This is a genomic window from Streptomyces sp. 2131.1, assembly GCF_900105515.1.
In the GTDB taxonomy this organism is placed as follows: domain Bacteria; phylum Actinomycetota; class Actinomycetes; order Streptomycetales; family Streptomycetaceae; genus Streptomyces; species Streptomyces drozdowiczii.
In genome coordinates this window covers 1,207,933-1,223,664 of sequence record NZ_FNSY01000001.1, presented here as the reverse complement: position 1 = coordinate 1,223,664, position 15,732 = coordinate 1,207,933, and the positions used below count along the sequence as shown (strand labels likewise).

Here is a 15,732-nt window from a genome sequence, read left to right as displayed (position 1 = left end):
GCGCATTCGCGCCAGGCGCGGACCGTCCCACGGCGGCGCGTTTACCGGTAGATCATGAGCATGACTTTCACCCCCTCCACCGCGACCGGCCGGGTGAGACCCGCTCGCGCCGGGCGACGCACCCTCCTCATAGCCACCGCCGCGGCCCTGGTGAGCGGCGCGCTGCTGCCCGTCACCGGCACCGCGGCAGCCGCCCCCGCTCCCGCCACTGCGGGAACCGCCCCCACCGGCAAGCCCGTTCACCGCTACGACATCACCCTCGTCACCGGTGACGTCGTCCACTACACGGACGGCACGGGCAACCAGGACACCGTCACCGTGGACCGCCCCGAGGGCGCCACCGGCGGCGTCCACGTCCAGCAGGCCGGGGACGACATCTACGTCCTGCCCGACGAGGCGCAGAGCCTGCTCGCGGCCGGCAGGCTCGACCGCCGCCTCTTCAACGTCTCCGCGCTCGCGAAGATGGGCTACGACGACAAGGCGGCCGGCGGCATTCCGCTGATCGCCACCTACCCCGCGTCCAAGGCCCGTTCGCTGCCCGCCGCCCCCCGGGGCAGCAAGACGGTCCGGCAGCTGGAGTCCATCCACGGCGCCGCGCTGAAGGCCGGCAAGGACACCGCGCGCTCCTTCTGGAACGACATCGCGCGCACCGCCACGGCCCGTTCGCTGGACAACGGCATCGCCAGGCTCTGGCTCGACGGCCGCGCCGAGGCCGCGCTCAAGGACTCCGTGCCGCAGATCAACGCCCCGCAGGCCTGGGCCGAGGGCTACGACGGCAAGGGCATCAAGGTCGCCGTCCTGGACACCGGCATCGACGAGGACCACCCGGACGTCAAGGGCCGCATCCTGGAGACGAAGAGCTTCGTCCCGGGCGAGGAGGTCGACGACAAGAACGGCCACGGCACGCACGTCGCCTCCACCATCGCCGGCTCGGGCGCCGCGTCCGACGGCGTCAACAAGGGCGTCGCCCCCGAGGCCGGCCTGCTCGTCGGCAAGGTCCTGAGCAACGAGGGCTCCGGCGCGGACTCCGGCATCATCGAGGCCATGGAGTGGGCCAAGGCGGAGGGCGCCGACGTCGTCTCCATGAGCCTCGGCTCACCGGTCGCCGACGACGGCACCGACCCCATGTCCCAGGCCGTCAACACCCTCTCCGCGGACGGCGGCCCGCTCTTCGTGATCGCCGCGGGCAACGCGTACGGCGCCGGCACCATCGGCTCGCCGGGCTCCGCCGACAAGGCGCTCACCGTCGCCGCCGTCGACAAGCAGGACGGCCGCGCCGACTTCTCGTCCATGGGCCCGCTGGTGCGCAGCTACGGCCTGAAGCCGGACCTGTCAGCGCCCGGCGTCGACATCAACGCCGCCGCCTCGCAGTCGGTCCCCGGCATCGAGGGCATGTACCAGTCGATGTCCGGCACGTCGATGGCCACCCCGCACGTCGCGGGCGCCGCCGCCATCCTCAAGCAGCGCCACCCCGACTGGACCGGCCAGCGCATCAAGGACGCGCTGATGACCTCGTCCAAGGTGCTGCCCGACTACACCCCGTACGAGCAGGGCACCGGCCGGCTCGACGTGAAGGCCGCCGTCGACGCGACCATCGAGGCCACGGGCTCCGTCGCGGTCGCCGCGTACGACTGGCCGCACAGCGCCTCCGACCCGGTCACCGAACGCACCCTCACCTACCGCAACACCGGCGCCGCCGACGTCACCCTCGACCTGGCGACGGACAGCGACTCGGACGCGTACACCCTCTCCGTGAAGAAGCTGACCGTCCCGGCCGGCTCCACCGCCGAGGCCGTCCTCACGCTCGACCCGTCGAAGGTGGACGCGGGCACCACGTTCTCCGGGCAGGTCGTCGCCAAGGACGCCTCCGGCGCCGTCGTCGCGCACACCGGCTTCGCGCTCAACAAGGAGCAGGAGCTCTACGACCTCACGCTCCGGCTGCGCGACCGCTCCGGCAAGCCCATGGACGGCACCGTCGTCCTCGGCGCGCTCGGCGACCCGAACCTGTCGCCCGTCGCCGTCTCCGGTGACACCACGCTCCGCCTGCCCCCGGGCAACTACACCGCCTGGACCGCCGCGGACATCAAGGGTGACACCGCCGACTCCAAGGCCATCGCCTTCCTCGCCGCCCCCGAGATCATCCTGAACAAGCCGGTCACGGCCACCCTCGACGCCTCCGAGGCCCGCAAGATCAGCGTGCGCACGCCGAAGGAGACCGAGACCCGCCAGCTGCGCTACGACATGGCGCGCACCGCACCGGACGGCACGGTCCAGCGCGACGCGTACCAGATCCCGCTGACGTACGACCAGCTGTGGGCGGCCCCCACCAAGAAGGTCACCCAGGGCGACTTCTCCTTCCTGACCCGCTGGCGCCAGGGCGAGAAGCTGATCGACGTCACGGCCGACGGCCGGGACGTCCCGGTGACCGTGCAGAGCGGTTCGCCGGTCGCCGAGGACAGCCGCGCCAAGCTGCGCAGCGTCTTCGCGGGCGACGGCTCCGCCGCCGACTACAAGCACCTGGACGCCGAGGGCAGGGCCGTCGTGATCCGCGGCAGCGACACGGTGGCCCCGGCCGACCGGGTCGCCGCCGCCGTCGCCGCGGGCGCGAAGGCGCTGTTCGTCGTCAACCAGGGCGACGGCCGGCTGATGGAGTCCTACGGCGACTACGGCACCACGCTCGCCCTCCCGGTCGCGACCGTCCAGCGGATCGCCGGTGAGAGCCTGATCAAGACCGCCCGGCGCGGCAAGAGGCTGACCGTCGAGCAGCACAAGTTCGCGAGCTACGTCTACGACCTGGTCGACCGCCACAACGGCACCATCCCAAACCGCTCGCTCGCCTTCGCCCCGGCCACCCGTGACCTGGCGAAGATCGAGAACACCTTCTACGGCCACCGCGACGTCGTCGGCGGCGGATTCCGCTACGACATCCCCGAGTACGGCCCCGGGCTGGGCTTCGAGGAGTACGAAAAGTTCCCCGGCACCCGTACCGAGTGGGTCAACCCGCTGCCGGGCGCCTCCTTCTGGTACGAGAACCACTCCCAGTTCAACGAGGAGGGCAGCGACACCGCGCTGGAGGAGCGCGGCGGCGAGATGGACTACCGGGCCGGCTCCACCAACAAGGCCCAGTGGTTCGCGCCCGTCGCCCGGCCGCGCCTCGGCACCGCCTTCTGGGGCCCGAACCGCTCGCAGTACGGCGACATCCAGTACAACATCACCCCGTGGACGGACGGCGGGGCCGGGCACTCGGGCTCCATGCCGGACAAGGAGTACGACACCACCACGTCCAGGGTCTACCAGGGCGACAAGCTGCTCGACGAGTCCCCGGGCCGGGCCGGCTACATCGGCGACCTGCCCGACGAGAAGCTGCCCTACCGCCTGGTGCTCGACGCCTCGCGCGACGCGGACACCTGGAAGACGTCCGTACGCACCCACTCGGAGTGGTCGTTCGTCTCGGGGGCCAACGACCCCGAGGGCCCGTACCAGGTCGACATCCCGATGCTCCAGCTCGACTACGACGTCGCCACGGACCTCGCCGGTGACGTCCGGGCCGGCAAGTGGACGGAGATCGGCCTGTCGTCCACCACGCAGGAGTGGCTGGACGGCGCCGTGAAGGCCGCGAAGGCGTCCCTGTCGGTGAGTTACGACGACGGGAAGACCTGGAGCGCGGTGTCGCTCAAGAAGGACCGTACGGGTTCCTGGACCGCCCGGTTCAAGACCCCGAAGAAGGGCGCCACCGCGATCTCCCTCAAGGCTCACGCCGAGGCCGCCGGCGGCCTCGCGGTGGACCAGGAGATCATCCGGGCGTTCGGCCTGAAGTAACGTGCGCGAGGCGGCCGTTCACCTCTCCGGGGTGGGCGGCCGCCTCCGTGCGTCAGACCGCGTCCACCACTTCCGTCCCGGCCCGGCTCCGCCGGACACCGCCGCCCAGGACCGCCGCCGCGCACAGCAGCGCAGGGGCCGCCGCCACCGCGCAGCACAGGGCGAGCGGCAGCCGGTCCACCAGCAGCCCGACCGCCGCCGTGCCGCCCGACGAGCCCGCGTTGAACGCGGTGTTGACCCAGGCGCCCGCCCGGGTGCGCCGGGCCGCGTCCGCCGACTCGTCCGCGATCAGGTAGGCGGTCGTGAGCGCCGGGGCGACGAACAGCCCGGCCACGCCGACCACGGCGATCAGCACGTACACGTTGCCGGCGAGACCGGCCGCCGCCACCGCCCCGCCCAGGCCGGCGGCCATGACCGGCAGCCGCACCCCGAGCGGGGCCCGCCACCGCAGCGCCCCGTAGGCCAGACCCCCGACGGCGCTCGACGCCGACAGGGCCGCCAGCACCCAGGACACCGCCGACGCCCGGTGCATCGCCTCGGTGAGGGCCACCGCCAGCAGGTCGAGCGCCCCGAGGCAGAGCCCCACGGCCGCCGTCACCAGCACGGCCCGCCGCAGCGCGGGCACGGCGCTCAGCCGCAGGCCGGTGGCGGCCGGTCCGTCCGCCCCCGTGCGGTGGACGGGTTTCCCGCGCGGCACGGCGGGCGAGGTCACCAGCGCCCCCGCCCCCACCGCGATCAGCACCGCACCGGCCAGCACGGCGGCGGCGGGCCCGGTGGCCGTCACCATGACGCCCACCACCAACGGGCCGGTGACGTAAAGCAGTTCCTCGGCCACCCCGTCCAGGCTGTACGCGCGGCGCAGCAGTTCCCGGTCGGGGACGAGGTCGCTCCACAGCGTCCGCATGACCGGGCCGAGCGGCGGGGTGCAGGCCCCCGCCGCCGTGGCGAGGGCCCCGAGGACCAGCGCGGAGGCCCCCGGCCGCCAGGTGGCCAGGGCGAGGACGGTGAGCAGCACCGCGTACAGGCCCGCCATCGGCGGCAGGGCGCGGCGCGGTCCGTACCGGTCGATCAGTCCGGCACGGGCGGGGGTCAGCAGCACACTGGCCGCCCCGAACAGGGCCATCACCCCGCCGGCGGCGGAGTAGGAGCCGGTGGCGTCCTTGACGGCGAGCAGCAGGGCGAGCGGAGCGATTCCGTAGGAGAGCCGCCCGGTGAGCGCGGCGGCGAAGGCGCGCGCGGCGTGCGGGACGCGCAGAACAGCGGCGTACGAAGGCGTGGACACGATGGTCTTCCTCGGGAGGGCGGCGCGGACTCGGCCGCGCCGCGGGCATGGGGGGACACCGGAGCGCCGCACCCGTTACGCCGGGCGCGGTCGGAGCGGGGTCCTACGCACGAGGAAGAGACACGCGGGCAACGTAACAGACGGACCGCTACCCGACGGCCTCCGGGCCGGCCGCCAGGATCTCCTCCGTGACCGTCCACAGCCGGGGCACGAAGCGCAGCACCTCGTCGCGGCGGGCGAGGAGGGTTTCGGTGTCGGTGAGGCCGGTGAGGTCGGCGACGGCCTCGCGGAACGCCGGGAGCCGGGCGGTGTGCAGGTCCGGCGCGTCCGCGGCGAGGGCCGTGTGGCAGCGGGCGAAGGTGGCCAGGAGCCAGAAGACCGCCTCGCGGTGGTCGCCCCGGTCGATCAGTTCGCGGCTGCCGTCGACCGCGATGGGACGCGCCCGCTCGGTGAGGTCGCTGCTGAAGAAGAACGGGGTGCGGGCGACGGGGACCGTGGCGTCGAACGTCCGCGTCAGCTCGGCCAGATGGTGCCGCACCCGCCGCGCGGAGACCTCTGCGCAGCCCAGGAGCGCCAGGAGGTCCGGGTAGAGGGCCTCCTGCCCGTACTCCGTCAGGACGTCCCGCGCGGCCGGGTAGCGCAGCCGGACGGTGGGGTTGCGCAGTGCGGCCACCAACGGGAGGTGTGTGGTGACGCCGGTGGGGAAGAGCCACGCCGTCACTCGGGTGGCGAAGGGCTGTCCGGTGTCCAGGGCAGCGAGCCGGCTCTCGACGCGGTGCCGGGCGCCCAGGCACCTCCGGCGCACCTGATCCGGCTCGGCGAACCGCGGCGCGACGTACGCGTGCAGCGCGCGCAGCCGGCCCGTGGGGTCGTCGATGACCGTGTCGTGGCGGAAGCCGCACGCCAGGTGGTACGCGCCCAGCACCGCGTCCGGGTCGGCCAGCACGGACCACGGCTCGTACGTGATCTCCAGCAGGGCGCCTTCGTGGAGCAGCTTGCCGGGCTTCGCCGGTGCCTCGTTCCCCTCCGTCACCACGACCACGTCCACGTCGGAGGAGACCGGCAGCTCCGCCTCGCCGGGGCGCTCGACCGTGGACCCGCTGAAGTACGCCCCGAGGTAGCCGGGGGCGGGGCGGGCGTGGGCGGCGACCCAGTGCGCGGCGGCGGCGCGCGCTTCTGCGACTCTCATGCCCGACTCCTATGCGCCGCTCCTGCCCGGCGTCAAGCACGGACGGTAACGTCGGCGGAGTTTCATCGCCCCGTCCGCCGCGAACGCCCGGTGAGGTACCCGATGCGCAAGATCGTCTACTGGATGTCGATGTCACTCGACGGCTTCATCGAGGGGCCGGGCCGGAACATCGACTGGCATACGGTGGACGAGGAGCTCCACAGCTATTTCAACGAGCAACTGGCCGGTATGGGCGGCATGCTGGACGGCCGCGTCACCCACCAGCTGATGGCCGACTTCTGGCCCACCGCCGACCAGGACCCCGCCAACGAGGGACCGATGGCCGACTTCGCCGTCATCTGGCGGAACATGCCGAAGTACGTCTACTCACGGACGCTGGAGCGGGCCGACTGGAACACCACCATCGTCCGCGAGGTGATCCCCGAGGAGGTCAGGGCCCTCAAGGAGCAGCCCGGCGGCGACCTCGCCCTCGGCGGCGCCGATCTCGCCGCGTCCTTCGCGGCGCACGACCTGATCGACCAGTACCGCGTCTACGTCCACCCGGTCCTCATCGGCCGGGGCAAGCCGATGTTCCCGGCCGAGGAGACCCTGCGGCCCCTCCGCCTCACCGGCAGCCGCACCTTCGGCACCGGCGTCGTGGAGCTCTGTTACGACCGCGCAGACCGGTGACGCCCCGGGACCGGCCCGGGACGCCACCGGGCCGTCAGCGGCCGGACTGGAGCGCCGTCCAGGTGGCCGGTCCGACGATCCCGTCGGCCGTCAGCCCCCGGCCCGTCTGGTAGGAGCGCACCGCCGTCGCGGTGCCCGGGCCGAAGGTGCCGTCGGCCTCCACCGTCGAGCCGAGCGCCGCCGTCAGCGCCCGCTGGAGCCGCTTCACGTCCTCGCCCGTCGCGTCCTCGGCGAGCACCGGCGTCGTCCCTGCGGACAGCAGCGCCGTCCACGTCCTGGCCCCCACGACCCCGTCGGCGTCGAGGCCGTGTGCCGCCTGGAACGACGTCACCGCGCCCGCCGTGGCCGCGCCGAAGCTGCCGTCCGCCTCGCCCGCCGCGTAGCCCTGGTCGTTCAGCAGCCGCTGGAGGGCGGTGACCTGAGGGCCCGTCGAGCCGCTGCGCTGCGTGGTGTACGTGGCGAAGCTCAGCCCGTCCCGGGTCTCGCCGCCCGTCCCGGTGCCGTTGACCAGCTCCATGAAGCGGTCCCAGTCCCAGTAGGGGCCGGGGTCCGTGTGGTCGTTGCCGGGCGCCTCGCTGTGGCCGATGATGTGCGCCCGGTCCTTCGGGATGCCGTACTTGTCGCACAGGGAGGCGGTCAGCGCGGCCGACGACCGGTACATCGCGTCCGTGAACCAGGTCGGGTCGTCGATGAAGCCCTCGTGCTCGATGCCGAGCGAGGAGGCGTTGGCGCTGCGCGCGTGGTACGCGGTGTCCGCGTCCCGCACCATCTGGGTGATCTGGCCGTCCGACGAGCGCACCACGTAGTGCGCGCTCACCACGGACACGGGGTCCTGGAACCAGCTGATCGAGCCCGCGTACGAGCCCTGGGTGACGTGGACGACCACCTTGTCGATCTTCGCGGTGCGGCCGGTGGTGTAGTTGTTCGGGTCGGCCGGGACCCAGAGCGCCGCCGGGTAGTCGGCGCTGCGGACGCCGGTGTCCGCGGCGGCGATCCCGTCCTTGCGCGGGGAGACCGGCCGGCCGGTGACCGTGATCCGCTCGCCGCCCGGGGTGAGCGCGTCGAGGCCGTCCGCGAGGAACGTGTAGACCGTGTCGGCGTAGAGCGCGGCGGCCTGCCCCCGCGTACCGCTGTAGTGGGCGACGGCCGGGTACCAGGCGTCGATGTCGTCGCGGTCCCGGGCGTCGAGGCCGAGCTTGTCCGCGTAACCGCGCAGCACCGCCGCGCCGCCCAGGATGTTGGCGGCGGTGTCGGAGCGCAGGGTGGCGACCGGCTCGCCGGTGAGGGCGGCGGCCCGTTCCAGGGTGTGCCGCGCCGGGTTGCTGACCAGGTGCATCACACCGAAGCCGCCCGCCTGGCTGGGGCGTCCGGCGTGGCCGTCGAGCCGGGTCTCGCCGTACCCGACGGCGGCGAGCAGATCACGCGGTACGTCGAACGCCGCGGCGGCCCGTTCGAACGCCCGGTCCATCGGCTGCCCGGTGTCCGCCGCGGCGAGGGCCGGGGCGCCGGTCGCGGCCAGGACGGTGGCGGTGAGAGCCGCCAGGACGGAGGCACGTGTGGGCATACCTGCTCCTGCTCTGTGGGGGGAGGGCGCACGGGGCCGGGCACCCGCGAAGCCTGCTCACGATAGAGAGCGACCGAAGGTATGACAATCAGTCCGCGCGCGTGTCGAACCCGCGCTACTCCGTAGGAGTTGACGGCCCGTGAGCAGGCGTGCGCCGCGCCGGATTCGTACACCTGGACAGCAGCCCACCGCACGGGGGAACGCGGACCGGACACCTCGTCGCCAGGGCGTATAACAGAGAACTCCGGACCGGCCGGCGTCCCCGATGGCAGTCACATCTCACGCGGCAAGGCGTCACCGCGTACGACAGCGGAGAAGTGCCCGATGAGCATGAGCACGGCAGACGAGATCAGCACCTTGCTGACGGCGAACTTCGGAACCGACCCCGTGGCGATCCGCCCCGACGTGCCCCTCCGGCAGCTGCGCCTGGACTCCCTGGCGCTGGAGGAGCTGCGGCTCCTCATCGAGGACCGGCTCGACGTCGACCTCGACGACGTCCAGCTCACCTCGCGCGACACGGTCGGTCAGCTGGTCGACGCCGTACAGCGCAAGGCCGTCGCGTGACGGCCCCCTACCGCCTGCCGCCGTTCGCCGCGGCCGTCACCGGGGTCGGCCTCGTCACCTCCGCCGGCGTCGGCGCCGAGGCCACCTGGCGCGCGCTGAACGACCCCGCGACCGCGCCCTGCGTACCCCACCGCGACGAACTCCAGGGACTGCCCTGCGACTTCATGTACAGCGTCACCGGCTTGGACACCCGGGCCGTCCTCGGGGTCGCCGCGCACCGGCTCATGGACCGCTTCTCGCACCTCGCGGTCATCGCCGCCCGCGAGGCCGTCGCGGACGCGGGCCTGGACCCCGCCGTCTGGGACAGCGGCCGGGTCGCCGTCGTCATCGGCTCCGCCCACGGCGGGCTGCCCTTCTACGACGAGCAGCACATCGCCCTCACCGAGCGCGGTGCCCGCCGCGTCTCGCCCAAGCTCGCCCCGCTCGCCGTCGTCAACGGCGCGGCCAGCAGCGTCGCCACCGACCTCGGCGCACGCGGCCCCAGCCAGGCCGTCTCCACCGCCTGCTCCTCCGGCACCGTCGCCATCGGCACCGCCCACCAGATGCTGCGCACCGGCGCCTGCGACATCGTCGTCGCGGGCGGCGCCGAATCGGTCTGCTCCCGGCTCCTGATCGCCAGCGCCTGCCGGCTCAAGGCCGTCTCCACCCGCATCGACGACCCCCGGGCCGCCTGCCGCCCCTTCGACACCCACCGCGACGGATTCGTCATCGGCGAGGGCGCCGGACTCCTCGTCATGGAACGCCCCGAACACGCCCGCGCCCGGGGCGCCGCCGTCCGCGCCCACGTCGCCGGATACGGCTCCTCCAGCGACGCGTACTCCGCCGTCGCCCCCGACCCCGACGGGCTCGGCATCGAACGGGCGCTGCGCACCGCACTCGCGGACGCCGGCATCGCCGCCGCCGACATCGGCCACGTCAACGCCCACGGCACCTCCACCGTCTCCAACGACCTGATCGAGACGGTCATGCTCCGCCGCGTCCTCGGCGAGCACCCCCTCGTCACCTCCACCAAGGCGATGACCGGCCACACCCTCGGCGCGGCCGGCGGCATCGAGACCGCGCTCACCGTCCTCGCCCTCCAGCACCAGCTCGTACCGCCCACCGCCAACCTCGACGCCCCCGACCCGGACATCCCGGTCGACGTGGTGAGCAAGGAGGCCAGGCCCGCCGCGCTCGCCGCCGCCGTCAAGACCTCGCTCGGCTTCGGGGGCCACAACGCCGCCCTCGTCCTCACCAGGTGACCGGGGCCAAGGACCAGATTTCATGACCGAAGAGATCATCCGGACCCTCGCCGTGGACGGGCTGAGCTACCGCTACCGCGTCCTGCCGCAGCCCGCGCCCCGAACCGAACCGGTCGTCGTGCTCGGCGGCGCGCTCCAGGGCATGTACGGCTGGCCGCAGATGGACGAGCACCTGGGCCCGCACGCCGACGTGGTCACCGCCGACCTGCCCGGCATGGGCGGCGCCGACCCGCTGCCGCCCGGCACCCGGGACGACCTCCTGCACGCCGCCGTCACCGGCATCATCGACGACCTGGGCGCGGAACGGGTCAACCTCTTCGGCTTCTCCTACGGCGCCTCGATCGCCTTCGGCTGCGCCCGGCGCGCCCCCGGACGGATCGCCCGCCTGGTCCTCGGCGGCGTACCGTCGCACATCAGCGAGGCCCAGCGCGGCGGGTGGGCCCGGGCCGTCGGGCGGCTGGAGGCCGGGGACACGGAAGGGCTCGCGGCGCTGACCGCCGAGGCGCTGATGTGCCTGGACCCCGAGCGCCCCGTCCACCGCAGGGACCTCGCCCTGCGCTATGTCCGCCGGTCCTTCGTGCACGCCCTCACGCACTCGCCGCACGCGGAGCGCTCGCTGCGCCGGGCGCTCGACCACCACCCGGACTTCTCCGGCGGACTGAGAGGGGTGCCCGCGCTCGTCTTCGCCGGCGAGCACGACACGGTGACCTCGCCGCAGCGGCAGCGCGCCTTCGCGGCGACGATCGAGGGCAGCCGCTTCCTGACCATCGGGGAGTCGGACCACTGGGTGGTCCTGGAGCGGCCCGACGACGTGGCGGACCTGGTGGCGCGCTTCGTCACCGACCGGCCGCTGGAGTCCGCCCCCGCGCTGCTGCCGCTCGCCGCGCTGCCGCGGCCGCGCACGGGGACGGCCGGTCATGCCCTGCCGCGGGCGGGCGGCTGAACCGCCCGCCCGCGTGCCGGGTCAGTGGTGGCCGCCGTGCCCGTGCTCGGGGGCGTTCACGTCGACCCGCACGATCTGCGGGTCGTGGTCGCTCGCCTGGTCGGCGAACTCCGCGTTGATGTGCACCACGTCGTAGTCGAAGCGGCGCACCCCCGGGCTGGTCAGGATGTGGTCGAGCGTCTGCGAGTTGCCCTCGTACACATAGCTGTACTGCTCGTTCTTCGGCAGCGTGGTGATCAGCGGCTTGAGCACCTTGCCGTCGGTCAGCGCGCCGACGGTGGGCGAGAAGGCGAAGTCGTTGAGGTCACCGAGGACCACGACCCGCGCCGACTTGTCCGCCGAGAGCAGCGACTTGACGAAAATGTTGACCTCCTTCGCCTGCTGCACGCGCTTGGTCTCCGAGCTGCGCACCGGCTCCTGGTAGCGGCCGTGCAGGGGCTGGTCACCGCCCTTGGACGCGAAGTGGTTGCCGACGACGAAGACCGGCTTCCCGTGGAAGCGGAACTCGCCGACCAGCGGCTTGCGGCTGTCGTCCCAGGCCGCACTGGCCGGGGCGATCCGGCCCGGCGACACCGACAGCGTGACACCCTTCTTCGTCTTCACGGCCGCGACGGGCGTCGTCGCGTCGCCGCCCGGACGGTCCACGAAACCGACGCGCTTCGGGTTGAAGAGGAACACGTTGCGGATGTTGCCGCCGGGCTCGCCGCCGTCCTTCCCGTCCTGCGGGGCGACATAGCGCCACGAGTAGCGGGGGCCGCCCGCCGCGACGATCGCGTCCGTGAACCGCTTCAGCGTCGCCTCGGAGCCGACCGTGCCGTCCTTGACCGCGCCGTTGTCGTCCTGGATCTCCTCCAGCGACACGATGTCGGGGGAGGACAGGTTGACCGCGACGCCCTCGGCCAGGGTGTCGAACTTGGCCTGGTCGTCGAGCGCGTCGAGGTTCTCCACGTTGTACGTGGCGACCGCGAGCTCCTTGCCCTTCTGCTTGCGCGTGACCTCGCGCGGCAGGTGGTGGTCGGTGACCTTGCCGAGCGCGGTGGCCTGGAGGTTGTAGCCGCCGTACGAGTCGTAGTCCAGGACGCCGGAGGTGGTGCCGGCGAGCACGTCACCCACGTTCGCGGTGGGCACCGGCGCGGCCGGGTCCAGCGAGATGACCTTGATCCGGCCGGTGTTCTGGTCGGTGTACGAGGCGTAGAGGGTGCCGCCGCGCCGGGTCGGGTTCTGCTTCGGCTCGACCGTCACCCAGACCTCGTGGTACGCGGTCGTCGCGCCCGTCACGCGGGTGTCGGCGATCTGCACCCGGGTGCCCTCCAGGGACTCGTACAGGTCCAGGGCGTACGTCGACGGCTCCAGGGGCAGCGCGTCGATCGAGCCGCCGCCGGCCGAGGGCACGTACTTCGACGGCACCGCCTTCGCGTCCAGCACCACCGGGGCGGGCAGCGCGTTGCCGGAGGAGAGGACCGTGACCTTCGGCGCGGTGATCTCGGTGACCGACTGGGTGGTGGACGACGGGTAGTACTCGTCCACGGTGCCGCTGACCAGCACCGAGTCACCCACCTTCACGGCCGGGGCGGCGGAGCCGGTGTACACGAAGACGCCTTCGCCGGTGCGCGGGTCGGCGTCCGGCGCGGTGTCCTGGATCCAGAAACCGCGCGAACCCGAGGTGCGCACCGCCGTGACGACGCCGGGCACCCCGGTGACCGCCTTGCCGTCCAGCGGGGAGACCCGGGTGGTGCCCTGGATGTCGTGGACGCGCACGGTGCCGGGCTCGGTGGGGTTGCCCGGGTCGCCCGGGTCCTCGCCGCCGCCCGAGGTCTCGCCGGCCGCGTTGACCGGGGACGGGGCCGCCGCGGCGAGGTCGGCGGCGTTGTCGTCGGTGTCCGCGAGCGAGGCCGCCCGCGCCACGGAGGCGGTGGCGGAGGCGCCCTTCGCCGGTCCGCTGCCTTCCCGGACGACCGCGGTGCCATAGCCGACCAGGTCCACGATCCGGGTGTCGGCGGCGCAGTCGGCGGCCGTCTTGCAGGTCAGCGGGGTGGTACCGGAGACCAGGGCGACCGTCCCCGCGGTGGCGGACATCGCGACGGTGCCCGTGGCGTCCGGGGTGGGCAGGGCCACCGTGCCGCCGGTACCCGCCGCCTGCGCGACGAGGTAGCGGCCGCCGGGCGCGACGGAGCCGGTCAGCGCCGAGACCTGCCACTGCGAACCCGCCGACGGGGCGCCGGGCAGGTACTGGACGCTCAGGCCGGACAGGTCGTACGCGGCGGAGCCGGCGTTGGCCAGCTCGACGAAGTCACGGGTCAGCGTCGCACCCGAGTTCCCGCCGCCCCCGTACACCTCGGAGATCACGGCGGACGAGGACGGGGCCGCGAAGGCGGCGGGCAGCGCGGTCGCCGAGAGCGTCACGGCTACCGCGCCGGCCAGCAGGGCGGAACGGGTGGTGGATATGCGCACGGAGAATGCCCCTCAGAGTGTGGTGAGGGAGCACAAGCTATGCGCGTAGAACAGGCGATGACAAGGCATCAGGGGTGAATTCCGGAAAACGTTCGGTGCTAGGGCCCGCATTGAGTTGTGGCGCGGCGTCGCGACGCCCGGCACGCACGCTCACGGCACGGCCGAAATGCCCAAGTAGCTCCGCTACGAGGACATCCCCACCGCACCGTGATCGCACGCACCGAACGCCGCTCCTTCTCCCGCGCCACAACTCGATACAGGCCCTAGCGGAGCTGTCCAGGATGCGGCGATGGTTTGACCGGGTTGCGCCCACCCGGCTACCTTGCGCGGCATGCAGCGATCCGCACATCTCACGACGCGGGGTCACATCGACCTCAAGCGGGTGTGCTCCGCCGTGTGTCACCGCGCCTGAGGCACCCCGCCCGCGCCGCCCTCCCGCTCCCCGAGGACCCCGCGACCGCGCCCCGTGCCACGCCGACACCGCGACCGTCGCCGCCCCCGAGGACCTGGAAGAGACTGTGAAGAGTCTGTCCGCCCCCGTCCGCCGTACCCACGAGACCCCCGCCGCCCCGCTGCGCCGCGCCGACATACCGGCCCCGGCCCCCGGCCGCCGCCCGACCGGCACCGGCTCCGTCTTCGGCGCGATCCTGGACCACGGCCCCGTCGCCCGGTCCACCGTCGCCCGCCTCACCGGCCTCTCGCCCGCCTCCGTCAGCGGGCACGTCGGCCGGCTGCTCGCCCGGGGCCTGGTCCGCCAGAGCGCCGAGACCGCCGGACCCAAGGGCCTCGGCCGCCCGCACATACCCGTCGAGATCGACACCGGCGGCTATCTCGTCGCCGGCGCCCACGTCGCCGTCGCCCACTCCACCCTCTCGCTGATGGACCTGCGCGGCCGGATCGTCGCCCAGGACCGGCAGCCCCACCGCACCACAGAACCCCACCGCCTCCTCGCCGAACTCGGGGCCCGGCTACCCCCGTTGGCCGCCGCCCACGCCGGCGGACGCACCGTCCTCGCCCTCGGCCTCGCCACCGGGCACCGCGTCGACCCCGAGAACGGGGTGATCATCGCGCACCCCCAGCTCGGCTGGCGGGACGTCCCCGCCCGCGACCTGCTCGCCGCCTCGACCGGGCTGCCCGTCCATGTCGACAGCCACTCCCGCGCCCTCGCCCGGGCCGAGCAGCTGTTCGGCCAGGAGTCGACCCGGGCCAGCACAGTCCTGCTCTTCGTCGGCGCGGTCGTCGACGCCGCCTTCGCCACCGAGGGCGCCCTGCACCGGGGACCGCGTTCCGGGGCGGGCAGCGTCGCCCATCTGCCCCTGGAAGCCGGGGGATCGGGCGGCGTGGAGCCGTGCTCCTGCGGGCGGTCCGGCTGCCTCCAGTCGGAGGTCTCGGAGCGGGCCATGGTGCGGCGCGCCGCCGCCCAGGGGCTGGTGACCGGGTCCTTCCCGGAGCTGCTCGACCGGGCGCTGGCCGGGGACGCGCGGGCGGTGGCCCTGTTCCGGCGGCGGGCCCGGCTGGTGGGGCGGGCCGCGGCGCTCCTCCTGGACATGTTCGACCCGGAGGTCCTCGTCGTCGTCGAGCCGGGGGCCGGGCGGATGCCGGAGTGCCTGGCCGATCTGCGCGCGGAGGTGGCCGAGCGCTCCTCGGTGTGCGACGACCCGGAGCGGGCCGTGGTGCCGAGCAGCTTCACCGGCTCGGTGCTGGCCGTGGCGGGCGGCGCGGTGGCCCTCGGCTCGCTGTACACGGACCCGCTCGGGCCGTGGCCGGCGCTGCCCGCGGTGTCCTGAATCCGGACCCGCGGGCCCCCTCCCGTAATCCGACTTAATTCAGTCAGTTGCATTGTTGACCGGCCGCGGAGCCCGACGGGATGATGGATTCATGACCAGCCGACAGCGGAATTCAGGGAAAGCGTCCTCGATGACGCGTCCCTTCCGCTCGTGCGCTTCCACGGCCGCCCCGCTGCGCCCGTGTCGCGGCCGCTGTCCGGGCCTCCGGTAAACACCCGCTGAT

10 protein-coding genes are annotated in these 15,732 nt (G+C 73.5%); 6 read left to right on the top strand and 4 right to left on the bottom strand.

Annotated elements, in window-relative coordinates; all coding sequences use genetic code 11:
• The first annotated feature begins 60 nt into the window (after positions 1–60).
• A complete protein-coding gene (locus tag BLW14_RS05450) occupies positions 61–3,819 on the top strand; it encodes a S8 family peptidase (RefSeq protein ID WP_256332683.1) in 3,759 nt (1,252 codons plus the stop codon).
• A gap of 52 nt (positions 3,820–3,871) precedes the next feature.
• Here BLW14_RS05450 and BLW14_RS05445 read toward each other — a convergent pair whose 3' ends face one another.
• A complete protein-coding gene (locus tag BLW14_RS05445; RefSeq protein WP_093704883.1) occupies positions 3,872–5,101 on the bottom strand; it encodes an MFS transporter in 1,230 nt (409 codons plus the stop codon).
• Between the two features lie 148 nt (positions 5,102–5,249).
• Positions 5,250–6,290: a hypothetical protein gene (locus BLW14_RS05440; protein WP_093704881.1), complete on the bottom strand. Its 1,041-nt coding sequence runs from the start codon at positions 6,288–6,290 to the stop codon at positions 5,250–5,252.
• Between the two features lie 102 nt (positions 6,291–6,392).
• On the opposite strand from BLW14_RS05440, the gene BLW14_RS05435 reads away from it, so the two are divergent.
• Positions 6,393–6,959 (top strand): dihydrofolate reductase family protein, encoded by a 567-nt coding sequence (locus BLW14_RS05435; protein WP_093704879.1) that lies wholly within the window; start codon positions 6,393–6,395, stop codon positions 6,957–6,959.
• Between the two features lie 34 nt (positions 6,960–6,993).
• Here the strand turns inward: BLW14_RS05435 and BLW14_RS05430 are convergent, their stop codons facing one another.
• Complete coding sequence (locus tag BLW14_RS05430) at positions 6,994–8,523, bottom strand: peptidoglycan recognition protein family protein (protein ID WP_093704878.1); 1,530 nt, start codon at positions 8,521–8,523, stop codon at positions 6,994–6,996.
• 330 nt (positions 8,524–8,853) lie between these two features.
• Between BLW14_RS05430 and BLW14_RS05425 the strand changes: the two genes are divergently transcribed.
• From BLW14_RS05425 to BLW14_RS05415, 3 genes are read left to right on the top strand one after another with little or no spacing between them, the layout of a single operon-like run.
• The gene (locus BLW14_RS05425) at positions 8,854–9,087 is read left to right on the top strand and encodes a phosphopantetheine-binding protein (protein ID WP_026243104.1); all 234 of its coding nucleotides are present in this window, start codon (positions 8,854–8,856) and stop codon (positions 9,085–9,087) included.
• Positions 9,084–10,328, top strand: a complete 1,245-nt coding sequence (locus tag BLW14_RS05420) for a beta-ketoacyl-[acyl-carrier-protein] synthase family protein (protein WP_093704876.1) — start codon at positions 9,084–9,086, stop codon at positions 10,326–10,328. The genes BLW14_RS05425 and BLW14_RS05420 overlap by 4 nt, the downstream gene beginning before the upstream one ends.
• A 22-nt stretch (positions 10,329–10,350) precedes the next feature.
• Positions 10,351–11,271 (top strand): alpha/beta fold hydrolase, encoded by a 921-nt coding sequence (locus tag BLW14_RS05415; RefSeq protein WP_093704874.1) that lies wholly within the window; start codon positions 10,351–10,353, stop codon positions 11,269–11,271.
• 21 nt (positions 11,272–11,292) lie between these two features.
• Here BLW14_RS05415 and BLW14_RS05410 read toward each other — a convergent pair whose 3' ends face one another.
• Positions 11,293–13,722, bottom strand: a complete 2,430-nt coding sequence (locus tag BLW14_RS05410) for an endonuclease/exonuclease/phosphatase family protein (protein ID WP_093704872.1) — start codon at positions 13,720–13,722, stop codon at positions 11,293–11,295.
• Positions 13,723–14,240: 518 nt separating this feature from the next.
• Here BLW14_RS05410 and BLW14_RS05405 point away from each other — a divergent pair.
• The gene (locus BLW14_RS05405) at positions 14,241–15,509 is read left to right on the top strand and encodes an ROK family transcriptional regulator (RefSeq protein ID WP_093704870.1); all 1,269 of its coding nucleotides are present in this window, start codon (positions 14,241–14,243) and stop codon (positions 15,507–15,509) included.
• Positions 15,510–15,732 lie beyond the last annotated feature (223 nt).